Here is a 12,932-nt window from a genome sequence, read left to right as displayed (position 1 = left end):
TCAGGGGTTGCTCGAGCGCGCATTGGTTTCCGCCGGCTCCTGGGCCCCAGCCGCATGGCCGTCGTCATGCGTTCTACCCGTGGGATCGGCGAACTGGATCACCTTGCCGTGCTGCCACGCGTCGGCACCGGGCGCGACGGGAGGCGGCTTGATGTCGCTCCGCTGCTGGCGTTCCCGGGCGGTGTCCACGCCGAGGCGCTGGTCCCGCGCCCGGACCATGGCTTGGTCGATCTGCCCGTCCTGGGTGAAGCCCATCATCAACTGCGGCACGCCCAGCGGGAGTTGCTTGTCCTGGTCGGTATGCCACGTGTGGAACGTCTTGCCGTATGTGCTGGCGAGCTTCTCCATGAGTTCGTGCTCCGCGACGTCGGGAAGCCCTGGCGCCACGAGTTCGCCGGACGTCACCTCGTACACATGGCTGTGCCAGAGCGGTTTCTCGGCCTCCGGTAGCGTGGCGAAAAGCTTCGCGCTGATGATGTATTCGACGCCCATGATCTTCGCGTCCGCGCCGTTACCGTCGAAGATGACGCACTGGTTCACTTCCTCGTTGAGCGCCGAGCAATAGTGGTGGGCCTCCATCTGTCCGGTCATATGGCCGTTGTAGAAGTGGAAGCCGTCCAGGTACATGTCGAGCGCGTTGAGCGGCGGCGCACGCTGGAGCATCGCGGCGCCCGCCTCCAATGCCTTCGTCTTCGCGGACTTGTCCGCTCCGGGCGCCTGTACGGGCGAATCCGTGTCGCCACCCTTGCAGGCCGCGAGCACGAGGAGAAGCAGGCATGGCAGGAGGCGGCGCATGGTCGTGTTCCCTCGGGGACGTCGCGGGAACTGTCGGGCACGCGCGCGAAACGCCGCGTGGAGCGCCGGCGGAATCGACCACACTTAGCTGAATGGGGCCGCTACGCTCCCGGCGGATTGGAGTCGATGACCTTTACCTTCGCGCCGGTGGTGGCGGGCTGGATGCTTTCGTCGGTGGCGAGCAGGACCGAGCCCGGTGCAAGCAGCGGCAAGACCTTCTCCATGAATTCGCGCGGCACCGCGACGCGGTCCACCAGCGCTTCGTCCACCACCTTGCCCGCCTCGTCGCCGTGACCGGGAATGCCGATCGTGATCCAGTTCGGCATGCGCATGCCCGCGCGTGTGGGCGCGTCCGCCATGTAACCGGAGGCGACGATGAACGCGTGCGTGCCCGTCAGCGGGTCGGTCACCTGGATCCTGCTGCGGCCGATCTCGATGCCGTTGCGCAGGACGATGACACGTCCGTCCGTCACGCTCATCACCATGGAGATCGGCCCCGTCGGCGAAACCTCCGGCGTCCAGCGATAGGGCTCGCCCGTGGCGAGTGGCGGCAGGTCGAGGTCCGCGCCGTTACGCGGATCGATCGGAATGACCGCGCTTGGGTGTACCACCGTGACCGGTGCCGTCCCCTCCTCCGCCACCACGACCGTCATGCCCATGTTCGTCGCTTCGAACAGCACGCGGGCGAACTCGGTGGGCATGTGCACGCACCCGTGCGACTCCGGATACCCGGGCAGGCCGCCCGCATGCAAGGCCACGCCGTCCCAGGTCAGCCGCTGCTGGTACGGCATGGGCGCGTTGTCGTAGGTCTTCGAGCGGTGGTCCTTGTCCTTCTGCAGGATCGTGAACACGCCCGTGGGCGTCTCATGCCCCTTCTTGCCCGTGCTCACCGTCGTCACGCCGACCAGGATGCCGTTGCGGTACGCGTAGGCGCGCTGCTCGGTAAGGCTGACGACCACGGCCATCGGGCCCGCGGCCACCGCGCGGCCTCCCCAGATCCATTCGCCGGGCTTCAGCGCCGAGGGCGGCGTGTCGGCCGGGCTCGATTGTTTGGCACCCCAGACCGGCACGCTCGCCACGGCGGACGTGGACAGCGCCACAGACAGTGCGATGCCGATGAGCAGGCGTTTCATAGACGCTCCCTTTTCCGATGCGCGGAGGTTAGCGGCCACCCGGCACGCCCGCGAGTACGCTTCACCCCTGGTTTGGCTCATATTCCTACGAAAACGCCGGGACGGGAGGGGTCGTATCGCGGCGTGTCGATTTCCGAGGTGTCCACTCGACGCATAGTCAGTACCCCCAAAACGGTGACGCCATGTCCTTGAAGCTGTATGCCCACCCGTTCTCCTCCTACTGCCAGAAGGCGTTGATCGCCATCTACGAGAACGGCACGCCGTTCCAGTGGAAGATGCTTTCGCCGGAGCACCCGGAGATTTATGCGGAGTTCGCAGAACTTTGGCCGCTCAAGCGGTTTCCGGTCCTGGTCGACGGGGATCGGACGATCACCGAAGCCACCTGCATCATCGAGTACCTCCACCTGTATCACCCCGGACCGGCGCCGATGCTGCCGGCCGATCCGAAGCAGGCCCTCGAGGTTCGGGGCATGGACCGGTTCTTCGACAACTACATCTCCACGCCGCAGCAGAAAATCGTCTTCGACGCGATGCGGCCCGAGGGCTCGCACGATGTCCACGGCGTCGCCGAGGCACGGGAGATGCTCGAACTGGCCTATGCGTGGCTCGACAAACACATGGCAGGCCGCGAGTGGGCCGCGCTGGATCGCTTCACCCTGGCCGACTGCGGGGCGGCGCCCTTCCTCTTCTATGCGGACTGGACCCACGCGATCGACCCGCGGTTCGAACATGTCCATGCGTATCGCCGACGCCTGCTCGCCCGCCCCTCGTTTGCACGGGCGGTCGACGAGGCTCGGCCGTTCCGCGCGTTCTTCCCCCTCGGGGCCCCCGACCGCGACTGATCGCAGGAGAGTGTCGAATGAGCAGCCAACCGCTTGTCCCCGCCGCCGAACTGGCGGCCCGCAGCACGTTCCGCGTACCTAACGAGAGCGCCGCATACCGCGGGGCGCGCACCGCACTGCTGGTCGAGGAGATCGAACTGCGGCGCCATATCGAGCGCGTGGCCGAGTTGCGCCGCGCCCTGCCGCCGGGCGGCGAAGTGCGCGGCGATTACCGCTTCATCGGTGAGAATGGCCCCGTCGATGTCGCCGGGCTGTTCGGCGACAAACCCAGCCTCGCGACCTATAGCTGGATGTTCGGCCCGCAGCGCGAGCGCCCGTGCCCGATGTGCACGTCCCTCCTCAGCGCGTGGGACGGCGAGGCGCGAGACATCGAGCAGAACACGGCGCTAGCGGTCATTTCCCGGTCGCCCATCGAACGCATGGTCGCCTTCGCGAAGGAGCGCGGATGGCGACACCTGAAGCTCTATTCGGACGCGAACGGCAACTTCAGCCGCGACTACTTCGCCATCGGCAAGGACGGAGGGGACGAACCCGCCTTCAACGTCTTCACGCGCCGCGAGGGCACGATCCGCCACTTCTGGTCGGGCGAGATGGACGGCAACACGATGGATCCGGGGCAGGACCCGCGCGGCGCACCCGACCTGATGCCGTTGTGGACGGTGATCGATTGCTTGCCGCAGGGGCGTTCGCCCTCGTGGTATCCGAGCCTCGACTACCCGGCCCGTTGATGGTCTAGCCGTTTCGCCGCGCGGGAGTCGCGTCCGGTCAGCGCAGCTGGCTGTCCTTGCTGCCGCGGCGGTTGTAGCCGCTGAAGGCGGCTTCTTCGCGGTCTGCCGCTTCCTGGCAGGCGACGCACAGGCGCACGCCCGGCACGGCCTTGCGCCGCGCTTCCGGGATGGGCTTTTCGCACTCCTCGCAACGCTCGAGGCTGGGGCCCTTGGCCATGCGGCTCCGCGCCCGCTTCACCGCATCTTCCACGGTGGCGTCGATTTGGTCTTGCACGGCGGTGTCGCCCGCCCAGCCGGTAGCCATGGTTTTACCTCCTGGCGCTCGGATCACACGAGCGTAGATGGTGGCAAGCCCTTGATTTTAAAGGCGTGATGAGGCTGTCGTCAGGCCCGCGGCTCGTCGTAGAGGCCGAATTCAGTGATGCCGGGCTGCCTGCCCTTCACGCTCAGCCGGACGCGGCTCGCCGTGGTGCGCGGGATCTCGTGGAACTGGTAGTGCGCTGGTGTGGTGCCGGCGACGAGTTCGGTCCAGGCGCCGTCACGCTCCACTTCGACCTTGTAGGACGCGATCCGGCTCGTATCGCCGTAGCCTTCCGCATGCAGGGGCTCGACGATCGACAGCGTGTTGAACGACACGGGTTGGTCGAAGCGCACTTCGATCCAGGCATCTTCCTTGCCACGGTCGGCTAGCCAATAACTACGGAAGTTGTCGTCGAAAGCCTGATCGGGTCCGACCGCCTCGTCGCTCGCACTTGCCCAGGCGGGTTTGCCGGCAGCGAGGTCAGGCGTCGTGATCGTGACGGAGCGGCCGATCCTGGAGGCCGGGCCCGTATTCTTCCAGAGACGGCCGATTTCCGCGAGACGCGCCACGGCGTTGTCGTCGAAGCGGCCATCGCGGTTCGGTGCCACGTTGAGGATGAGGTTGCAGTGGTTCTGGTTGAACGGCTTCAGCCATTCCTCGACGATCGTCCGCGCCGGAGCCAGTTCGGAGGTCGGGTACGCCTTTTTCCAGAACCAATCGCTCTGTAGCGTCGTGCCGGACTGCGACGGCACCGGGCTGTCCGACGGAATTTTCTGCCCGGCGTGCTGCTCGTACTGCTTGATGTCCGTGTAATACAACGCCGTGCCGGGGTAGCTGCCCGCGTTGTGGTCGGTGAGCAGGCAATCCGGCTGCAGCGACTTCACGAGGTCGTAGATCTCGCGGTACGGCAGCTCGGCGTAGGAAATCCGCGACCACGAGGCGTTCCAGCCGTCCAGGATCAGGGCTGTCAGGGGCCCGTATTGCGTGAGCAGCTCGGTGATCTGCGCCTTGATCAGCGCGATCTTTTCCGGCGTGACGGTGCGTGCGCGGATGTCCTGGCGCAGATCGAGGATGGAGAAGTACAGGCAGACCTTGAGGCCCGCCTTGCGGAACGAATCCACGTATCGCTGCACGACGTCGTGCGGGTACGACGACTGCATGACGTTCGCACTGCCCGTCTTCGTGGGCCACAGGCAGAAGCCGTCGTGGTGCTTGGTGGTGAGGCAGGCGTAACCCATGTTGGCGGATTTCGCCGCGCGTGCCCACTGGTCGGTATCGAGGTGGCGGGGATCGAATAGCGTCGGCGACAACGTCGGGTCGCCCCATTCGCGCTCTTCGAAGGTGGCCATGTTCAAGTGGATGAACATGCCGAAGCGCAGGTCGAGGAACGCCTGTTGCAGGGACTGCAGCCGCGCCGGGTCCACGGCCACATGACGTGTCGAAGGTGGCGGCGACGGCGTCGCGGCGATGGCACGGAGAGCGGAGCCCATGCCACCGGCGAGCGTTCCCGCCACGGCCACGGCTTTCGCGAAGTCACGTCGATTCAATGCACCGTCCTCACTGCGTCGTCGGATTTCGACTGTCGCCGGGGGCGGTGCCCGTGTCAATGCAGCATGGCCGCGCTCACTCGTCTTGCTTGCGCTTGTGCTGCGGGTCGCCGGAACCGGTGGTTACCGGCTCATCAGGCTTCTCGCCGTCGCCGTGAGCCGGATCGCCGGTGCCCGTGGTCGGATCGTCGTAGGTTTCGCGATCTTTCATGGCTTTGCTCCGTCGGGAGGCATGAGTGTGCCGTGGTCGTCGTTGAGGCCGCGTCATGCAAGGCGTGACAGCCCGCGACGCTGTAGGCTGGTCGACCATGAACTCGGCCAGCACCCTGCCCCCCGACGCCCTCTCCGACGACGAGGCCGTCACCTGCAGCGAATCCGCACGCCGCTGGACCCTCGTCGCGGCGATCGTGGGCTCCGGCATGGCCTTCGTCGACGGCACGATCGTCAACGTCGCACTACCGGCGATACAGCAATCGCTGGATGCCACCACGGCGGATGCGCAATGGGTGATGGAAGCCTATGCGCTCCTGCTATCGGCCCTGCTCCTCGTCGGCGGCGTGCTCGGTGACCGCTTCGGCAGGCGACGCGTCTTCGTCATGGGCACCGTGGTCTTCACGTTGGCCTCGCTGGCCTGCGCCCTGTCGCCCTCTATCGGGGTACTCATCGGCGCGCGCGCGTTGCAGGGCTTCGGGGCGGCGCTGCTCGTACCTGGCAGCCTCGCCCTGATCAGCAGCGCCTATCCCAAGGAGCGCCGCGGCGCGGCCATCGGTACCTGGTCCGCCTTCAGCGGTATCACGGCGGCCGCCGGGCCCGTGCTCGGTGGTTACCTCGTCGAGTACGTGTCCTGGCATTGGGCTTTTCTGATCAACTTGCCGCTGGGCATCGTCCTGGTGGCGATTTGCCTTTGGCGGGTGCCGGAGAGCCATGGCGCGCACGCCGGCCGCCTCGACATCGGCGGTGCGGTGTTCGCCACGCTCGGACTGACGGGAGTGGTGTATGCCCTCATCGAGGCGCCGCTGCGCGGCTGGACCGCTCCCTCGGTGCTCGTCGCGGCGGGCGTGGGCATCGCGGCGGTCGTCGCTTTCGTGATCGTCGAGCGCCGCTCGACGGCGCCCATGCTTCCGCTGACGCTGTTCCGCAATCGCGATTTTGCGGCGGCCAATGCGCTCACCCTCCTACTCTATGCCGCCCTCGGTGGCAGCCTCTTCTTCGTGCCGCTCAACTTCATCCAGGTACAAGGCTACGGAGCGACAGGCGCGGGTGCGTCGCTGCTGCCTTTCGTCGTGATCATGTTCGCGCTGTCGCGCTGGACAGGCCAGCTCGTGGACCGGGTGGGCGCCCGACTGCCGCTGGTGGTCGGGCCGCTCGTCGCCGCCGCGGGCTTCGTCATGTATGCGATACCCGGTGTCGGCGACAGCTACTGGACCACGTTCTTCCCCGCCAGTTGCGTGCTGGGCTTCGGCATGAGCATCGTGGTCGCGCCGCTCACCACGACCGTCATGAATGCGTTGCCACCCTCGCTCGCGGGCACCGCATCCGGCGTGAACAACGCCGTGTCACGAGCCGCGGGCCTGCTTGCCATCGCCGTCTTCGGCGCCATCCTCACGCATGCCTTCGATACGACGCTCGACGTGCGCCTCGCCGCGATCGACCTGCCGCGCGACGTCGTTGAACGCATCACGGCGCAGAGGGCCAAGCTGGCGGGCATCCAGGTTTCCGAACCGCTGGCCCGTCGCGCCATCGACGACGCCTTCGTGGCGGGCTTCCGCGCGGTCATGCTGGTGTCGGCGGCACTCGCTGTCCTCTCGGCCGTCGTCACCGCCTTCGCACTACGCGGCCCCGATCGCCGAAGCGACGTGTGATGGTCAAAGCCAGATGCGGATGCCGGCGACCCAGCGTCGATCGGTGACACGCCGGCCATCGCGGCGGGCGAGGCTTGCCGTGCCGGCGGTGAGATGTTCCCAGGCGACGCCGACGTAAGGTGCGACGGAGCGGCGCACTTCGTAACGCAGGCGCAGGCCTCCGGCGAGACGGGAGACGCCGGCGCCGATGTCGCGAAGGGGATCGGCCTTGCCATACGCGTTGATTTCGACCTCCGGCTGCAGGACCAGGCGTTGGGTGAGCAGCAGCTCGTACTCGAGCCGAATGCGCGCCGCCGTCCGCCCGCTCTCGCCGGCATAGGCGGTGGCTTCCACCTCGAACCAGTACGGCGCCAGCCCTTGCACACCGACGGCTAGCCACGTGCGTCCCGGTCCCTCTCCGATGTCGCGCCGAACCCCCACCTGGGCGTCCCAGAAGGCCGCCACGGCGCGGCTCCAGAAGAGCTGCACATCGCCATCGTGCAGGCGCGCGCCGGTGCGCTCACCTTCGCTGCGCAGCCAGAGCTTGTCGGTATCGTTGCCATACCACCCTTCGCCTTCCCACGATTGCCCATGGTCGCCTTGCCCGGCGAACGCTTCGAGGCGGTCGAGCAGCAGCATGCCGGTCGGTGCGGTGTCGTCCATGTCCATCATGTCCATGCCGTGCATGGAGGACGGCGCGACGCCGTCGGACCAGTCCGCACTGCGCGTTTCCGTATCGTGGTGCATCGTCGAATGATCCATGCCTTCCATCGATTGCGCGAAGGCGAAGGCAGGGGCAACCCCCAGGAGCACGGCTGCGACGCGCCTCACGACACCACCACTTCGCGGAACATGCCCGCTTCCATGTGGTAGAGCATGTGGCAGTGGAAAGCCCAACGTCCCGGATTGTCGGCCGTGACCCGATAACTGACCTGCTGTGCGGGCTGCACGTTGACGGTGTGCTTGCGTACCTGAAAGTCCCCGTCCGGCGACTCCACTTCGCTCCACATGCCGTGCAGGTGGATCGGGTGGTTCATCATGGTGTCGTTGACGAGGCGCAAGCGCAGGCGTTCGCCCTGTCGGAAATGAACGGGTTTCGCCTGGGAATACTTCAGCCCGTCGAACGACCAGGCGAAGCGTTCCATGTTGCCGGTCAGGTGCAGCTCGATGGTACGCACGGGTTCCCGCTCGTCGAGCGTGCCGCCCACGGTCCGCAGGTCGGCATAGGTGAGGACGCGATGCGCGCGTTCGCGCAGGCCCACGCCCGGATCGTCAAGGTTCGTGCGCGGCATGTCCACCCGCATATCGACCCCGGGGCCATATTCGGTGCCCGCGTGCGTTGCCATCGTCATGGCGCCCGCATCGCCCGAGCCGTGCGCCATGCTGCCCATCATGTCGCGCATCGCGAGGCGCTGCCGCGTGTCGAGGGTGGGGACGACGGCCGTCATGCCGTCGCGAGGCGCTAGCGTGGCGCGCGCATAGCCGGAGCGGTCGATCGATTGGGCGAAGATCGTGTACGCGCGGTCATCGCGTGGTTCGACGAGCACGTCATACGTTTCCGCCGCGGAAAGGCGCAACTCGTCGACATCCACCGGCTCCACGTCCTGGCCATCGGCGGCGATCACGCGAAGACGCAGCCCCGGTATGCGCAGGTCGAATATCGAGTTCGACGAGCCGTTGATGAGCCGGAGCCGGACCCGCTCGCCCGGCCGGAACAGCCCCGTCCAGTTGCCGGCAGGCGTGGCGCCGTTGACGAGGTAGGTATAGGTCGCCGCGGAGACATCGGCGAGATCGGTGGGATCCATGCGCATGCGATGCCACATACGCCGCATCGCCACGGCGTCCTTGAACCCTTTCGCGTGGGCATCGCGCAGGAAGTCGGCGAGGGTGGGCCGCCCGTAGTTGTAGACGTTCCCCCGCGTGCGCAGGTTCGCGTAGATGCGCTCCGGGTCCTCGTCGCTCCAGTCGCTGATCAGGATCACGTGCTCGCGATCCGCCGGATACCGCTCGCCCTCCTTGGGCTCGATGACGATCGCGCCGTAGAGGCCGCTCTGTTCCTGGAAGCGGCTGTGCGCGTGGTACCAATAGGTGCCCGACTGCTTGACGGGGAAGCGGTAGGTGAAGTCGCTGCCGGCGGGAATGCCGTCGAAACTGAGCCCCGGCACGCCGTCCTGGTCCGCCGGCACGACGAGGCCATGCCAATGGATCGACGAGGCCACGTCCAGTTCGTTGCGCACCTGCACGCTCACCGTATCGCCTTCCCGGAAACGGAGCGTCGGGCCCGGCACGCCGCCATTCACGGTGACAGCGCTGCGCGCACGTCCGGTGAAGTCGACGGGTGCACGGCGAATGCCCAGGCGAACGAGGCGACCGGTTTCGTCCTGCGGCCGGCGCATGGTGTCCATCGCGGCGGCAGGACGAAGAAGGCCGCTTCCGAGGCCAACGCCGGCGATCGCCAAGCCTTGCACGAAACGCCGGCGAGGCAGGTTTTGAATGTGCTGGCTGCGGCGCATGGCAAGGGCGGGTCGGGACGGTGAAGACAGGAGCGTAGAAGCCCAGGCTGCGCGCGACAACTCTGGACAAGGCTCCGCAAAGGCGGGTGACGCGCCACCCGCCTTCGATCGCTCAGTTGCGCAGGCTGCTCGCGCAGTCGTCGACGTCCATGAAAGCCCTCATGAGATCGGGCTGCGTGGCCGCGGTACTCGAGTCGCCGCCGAGCAGGGGCGTGCCCGACGTCGTCAACAGAGACCGGACACCGGTCGCAGGAAGGCCGAGGCCCTTGGTGCGCGCGTACCCGAGGAGGCTCGCCGCGGCACCCGCGACGATGGCGCCCGCGGCCGGGGTGCCGGCGTGGCGGTCGGTGTAGCCGTCCAGCTCGGCGCCGTCCGGGTGGCGGAGGTTGCTCGCCGTGGTGAACACGTCGCCACAACTCCAACTGGAACTGTCGATGCGCGCGCCGTGGTTACTCGACGCGGACCGCCTGCCGTCCATGGCGCAGAGGCCCGCGACCAGGATGGCTCCGGAATCCCTGCGTGTGCGGTCGAACGTGCCGCCGAGATCGGGATGGCCGAGGTCGATGCCGCTGTCGCCCGCACTTTCCACGACGACGACACCGCGATCGGTGAGGTCCTTGATCGCATCGAACCACGCGGGCATGTATTCCATCGGAAGCATGCACCCCGTGGCACAACCGGCAACGGGGCCCGAGGCGGCGGCGAATGCCAGCACGAGTACATCGCCGGCCTTCAGATAGTTCCTGAGCTCGGCGAAGTTGCTCACGTCGGGCGACGCATGAGCGAGCGATGCCTTGTTCGCGATGCCCCTGATCCCGAAGCCATTGTCGATGCCGGCGAGGATGCCCGCTGTGGCCGTGTTGGCATGGTCGATCCGGTAGTCGCCGATGTTGCGGACGGAGGTGGGCAGGTCGGGATGCGAGGGATCCCATGCTCCCGGCTCCATGGTGACGATGGTGACACCTTCGCCCTGACCGCCGGCGAGTCGCGCCGCGAAGTGGGCGTCGACGCCACCCAGCATGTAGACGCCGTTCCGCGCATCCGCCGGATAGAGGTAGAACTGCCTGAAGAAGTGATCGGGCAGGTAGCCCGAAGGGAGGCCCTTCATGGACCGGCCCGATCGCGCGTACGCGGCAGCGGGCGACGCGGGAGCAAGTTCCGGATACGCCAGTTCGACGTCGTCGCGGCGGGTGAGACTGCCGAGCACGCGGTTGAGGTATTTCCAGTCGCCTTGTCTGTCGGCGGGAAGGGCGACGCGGTAGTAGCGCCGAAGCCCCCGCGGATCGATCGCGTCGTCGACGGAGGGGACGTCGAAGAGCGGGACGACGTCCATGTGTTGCAACAGCGCGTCGGACGCCTCCGGTTCGTCAATCCACCTTGCCTGCCGCCCGCGCCGTACCGCGGCGTCCTGACGAACCTTGAAGACGACCGCGGCGTACGATGCGCCCGCCGTGGCGGCGAAGTCCGGTCCATCCGCGTGCATGCTGCCGTGTACCTTCACCCATGATCGCGGCGCGAGGAAGGGGCACATGGCTTCCTGCGGCTTGATGCGGGCGTCGACCAGGTCGACCATGGCCTGGACGCGGCCGTCGTAACCCGCGCCCGCAAGCGTGCCAGTGCGCAACTCGCCTCCGTCAGTGATGGGACCGGTGACAACGAGTTCCACCTTGGCGCCGTTCAGCCGGGACTGGAAGATCCATCCCATATAGGCGGACTCCGGCGCGGGGTAGTACGTGCCCCCGCCATAATCGAACGAGACGCGAATCCCCACGCCGGGCACATTGGTCTCGTAGACACCGTTGCCGATCGCACTGGGCGTCTGGAAAAGGTTCATCGCCGAGGTGCGTGTGGCGAAGAGGCAGCGGATGTCGTAGGAGAGGCGAGGTGTCGCCGTGCGCTCGGCGAGCACGGTGCCGGGCTTGGCGTCCGCCGGGACGGCAATGAGCCCGAACGACACCCGTTGCGGCGCACCTTGCGACGGATGGAACAGACATCCTTTCGCATAACACGGTCCGGCGAGCACGAGGAGGGGGAGCAGCAGGCAAGAGCGCCTCACGTTGCGTGGTCGCATCGTGTCATTCCTTTGTTGCGAGGGGGCCGCCTACTTTGCGCGGGGCAGGCGGGTTCGCCCATCGGCGGCTGCCGAGATGTATGACGGTGCCGTGGCCGCCCTAGCGATAGGCGACGTTGACCGTGATGTGCGCGTTGGCGGAGCCAGGTGCCAGCACGGTGCCCGTGGTCCGATATCGCGCGCGGAACCCGCACACGTCGCAATGGGGCCAGACCCGCAGTTCCAGGGGCTTGGGATCGTTCGGGACGATGCGAGTATCCAGGTAGTTGGCGCGCAACTCGACGGCGACACCGCGGGCGGCACCGGCTGCGTCCAGCTTGAACAAGGCCGGGTCCGTCTCGTCGGCAACACCGGCGAAGCGCATCAACACGTGCGTCGCGTTGGCGCAGCCGGTGACGACGAGCTCCTGTGTCGCCCAGTGACTGTGCCCTTCCGCCGCGAGGGCGCCTCCGTCGACCTTGCCGAGGTCGAAAAGGAGGCGGCGGGACTGGAACGTGCAGGTCGGACGCTGGGGCTCCACCCGCGCATCTCCAAGGTCGAGACTGACCAGGGGCTTGTTGTCGTAGCCCGCGTTGGCAATCCGGCCGGGCGTCAATGTGCCGCCGTCGCCTACCGGTCCCGTTTTGACCAGGTCCACCGTGAACGATGCATTGAGCATGGCGAGGTCGAGTTTCGGCCCAAGCGGTGGCGCCTGGTACGCATTGGAGAATGGCAGGAGGTATTCGCCGGCGTGGTAGTGGAAGCGAATGCGCACGCCCACCCCCGGCACATTGCTGGCATATACACCGTCGCCCAGCGCGGGCCCGGCGAAGGCACCGAGCGTGAAGGTGCGCGTGTAGTGTCCGCAGAAATGGAACTGGGCCGACGACCAGGCCTGGCTGCGGCGGGTTGCCAACACCTGGCCCACCGGCGCGTTGTCGGGAACGTGGACGACACCGAACGACACGTACTGCGGCGAGCCCTGCGCGGGCGGCAGTTTGCACGGGATCTCCGCGAACGAAGGACGGGGCGCGGCAAGGAGCAGGACGAACAAGGCGAGCAGACGGGCGTGTGGGACCATGACGGGCGCATCCTGCGCTGGGGGTGCCAAGTGTGCCTTCGGCGTCAGGGCCGGCCCATACGATCAGTCTCAAAGTGCGATGACAGTTGATGCCGGCATTG

At 67.1% G+C, this 12,932-nt stretch carries 12 protein-coding genes; 3 read left to right on the top strand and 9 right to left on the bottom strand.

Going from position 1 to position 12,932, the window contains the following annotated elements:
- Both ACQKIE_RS09415 and ACQKIE_RS09410 read right to left on the bottom strand, forming a co-directional pair.
- Entirely contained in the window at positions 1 to 795 is a 795-nt protein-coding gene (locus ACQKIE_RS09415) for an OBAP family protein (protein WP_427458250.1), read from the bottom strand.
- Between the two features lie 101 nt (positions 796 to 896).
- Positions 897 to 1,928 (bottom strand): L,D-transpeptidase, encoded by a 1,032-nt coding sequence (locus ACQKIE_RS09410; protein WP_427458248.1) that lies wholly within the window; start codon positions 1,926 to 1,928, stop codon positions 897 to 899.
- A 182-nt stretch (positions 1,929 to 2,110) separates the two neighbouring features.
- On the opposite strand from ACQKIE_RS09410, the gene ACQKIE_RS09405 reads away from it, so the two are divergent.
- Together ACQKIE_RS09405 and ACQKIE_RS09400 are read left to right on the top strand one after the other, a co-directional pair.
- Positions 2,111 to 2,770 (top strand): glutathione S-transferase family protein, encoded by a 660-nt coding sequence (locus ACQKIE_RS09405; RefSeq protein WP_427458246.1) that lies wholly within the window; start codon positions 2,111 to 2,113, stop codon positions 2,768 to 2,770.
- 17 nt (positions 2,771 to 2,787) lie between these two features.
- Entirely contained in the window at positions 2,788 to 3,498 is a 711-nt protein-coding gene (locus tag ACQKIE_RS09400) for a DUF899 family protein (RefSeq protein WP_427458244.1), read from the top strand.
- A gap of 37 nt (positions 3,499 to 3,535) precedes the next feature.
- On the opposite strand, the gene ACQKIE_RS09395 is transcribed toward ACQKIE_RS09400, so the two are convergent.
- The 3 genes from ACQKIE_RS09395 to ACQKIE_RS09385 all read right to left on the bottom strand — a co-directional run bounded on the left by ACQKIE_RS09395 (position 3,536) and on the right by ACQKIE_RS09385 (position 5,557).
- Positions 3,536 to 3,802, bottom strand: a complete 267-nt coding sequence (locus tag ACQKIE_RS09395) for a DksA/TraR family C4-type zinc finger protein (protein WP_427458242.1) — start codon at positions 3,800 to 3,802, stop codon at positions 3,536 to 3,538.
- Positions 3,803 to 3,882: 80 nt separating this feature from the next.
- Entirely contained in the window at positions 3,883 to 5,346 is a 1,464-nt protein-coding gene (locus ACQKIE_RS09390) for an alpha-L-fucosidase (protein WP_427458240.1), read from the bottom strand.
- 76 nt (positions 5,347 to 5,422) lie between these two features.
- On the bottom strand, positions 5,423 to 5,557 hold the full coding sequence (locus tag ACQKIE_RS09385; RefSeq protein WP_427458238.1) for a hypothetical protein: 135 nt from the start codon (positions 5,555 to 5,557) through the stop codon (positions 5,423 to 5,425).
- Positions 5,558 to 5,654: 97 nt separating this feature from the next.
- Between ACQKIE_RS09385 and ACQKIE_RS09380 the strand changes: the two genes are divergently transcribed.
- On the top strand, positions 5,655 to 7,208 hold the full coding sequence (locus ACQKIE_RS09380; protein ID WP_427458236.1) for a DHA2 family efflux MFS transporter permease subunit: 1,554 nt from the start codon (positions 5,655 to 5,657) through the stop codon (positions 7,206 to 7,208).
- 3 nt (positions 7,209 to 7,211) lie between these two features.
- Here ACQKIE_RS09380 and ACQKIE_RS09375 read toward each other — a convergent pair whose 3' ends face one another.
- The 4 genes from ACQKIE_RS09375 to ACQKIE_RS09360 form a co-directional block, all read right to left on the bottom strand.
- Positions 7,212 to 8,018 (bottom strand): copper resistance protein B, encoded by an 807-nt coding sequence (locus tag ACQKIE_RS09375; protein ID WP_427458233.1) that lies wholly within the window; start codon positions 8,016 to 8,018, stop codon positions 7,212 to 7,214.
- Positions 8,015 to 9,700, bottom strand: coding sequence for a copper resistance system multicopper oxidase (locus tag ACQKIE_RS09370; RefSeq protein WP_427458231.1), 1,686 nt, complete (start codon positions 9,698 to 9,700; stop codon positions 8,015 to 8,017). Before ACQKIE_RS09370 ends, ACQKIE_RS09375 begins: the two co-directional genes overlap by 4 nt.
- Before the next feature lie 112 nt (positions 9,701 to 9,812).
- Complete coding sequence (locus ACQKIE_RS09365; RefSeq protein WP_427458229.1) at positions 9,813 to 11,771, bottom strand: S8 family serine peptidase; 1,959 nt, start codon at positions 11,769 to 11,771, stop codon at positions 9,813 to 9,815.
- Between the two features lie 100 nt (positions 11,772 to 11,871).
- A complete protein-coding gene (locus ACQKIE_RS09360; RefSeq protein ID WP_427458227.1) occupies positions 11,872 to 12,831 on the bottom strand; it encodes a fimbrial protein in 960 nt (319 codons plus the stop codon).
- Positions 12,832 to 12,932 lie beyond the last annotated feature (101 nt).

The organism is Luteibacter sp. NPDC031894, assembly GCF_050273135.1.
In the GTDB taxonomy this organism is placed as follows: Bacteria; Pseudomonadota; Gammaproteobacteria; order Xanthomonadales; family Rhodanobacteraceae; genus Luteibacter.
The sequence above is the reverse complement of the archived record's forward strand: the minus strand, read 5'-3'. Positions and strand labels throughout refer to the sequence as shown.

What these genes read in the sequence shown, in the direction of transcription:
- ACQKIE_RS09360 (WP_427458227.1), bottom strand. Translation starts at nt 12,831, where the DNA reads ATGGTCCCACACGCCCGTCTGCTCGCCTTGTTCGTCCTGCTCCTTGCC.
- ACQKIE_RS09385 (WP_427458238.1), bottom strand. Translation starts at nt 5,557, where the DNA reads ATGAAAGATCGCGAAACCTACGACGATCCGACCACGGGCACCGGCGAT.
- ACQKIE_RS09415 (WP_427458250.1), bottom strand. Translation starts at nt 795, where the DNA reads ATGCGCCGCCTCCTGCCATGCCTGCTTCTCCTCGTGCTCGCGGCCTGC.
- ACQKIE_RS09365 (WP_427458229.1), bottom strand. Translation starts at nt 11,771, where the DNA reads ATGCGACCACGCAACGTGAGGCGCTCTTGCCTGCTGCTCCCCCTCCTC.
- ACQKIE_RS09370 (WP_427458231.1), bottom strand. Translation starts at nt 9,700, where the DNA reads ATGCGCCGCAGCCAGCACATTCAAAACCTGCCTCGCCGGCGTTTCGTG.
- ACQKIE_RS09380 (WP_427458236.1), top strand. Translation starts at nt 5,655, where the DNA reads ATGAACTCGGCCAGCACCCTGCCCCCCGACGCCCTCTCCGACGACGAG.
- ACQKIE_RS09405 (WP_427458246.1), top strand. Translation starts at nt 2,111, where the DNA reads ATGTCCTTGAAGCTGTATGCCCACCCGTTCTCCTCCTACTGCCAGAAG.
- ACQKIE_RS09395 (WP_427458242.1), bottom strand. Translation starts at nt 3,802, where the DNA reads ATGGCTACCGGCTGGGCGGGCGACACCGCCGTGCAAGACCAAATCGAC.
- ACQKIE_RS09410 (WP_427458248.1), bottom strand. Translation starts at nt 1,928, where the DNA reads ATGAAACGCCTGCTCATCGGCATCGCACTGTCTGTGGCGCTGTCCACG.
- ACQKIE_RS09400 (WP_427458244.1), top strand. Translation starts at nt 2,788, where the DNA reads ATGAGCAGCCAACCGCTTGTCCCCGCCGCCGAACTGGCGGCCCGCAGC.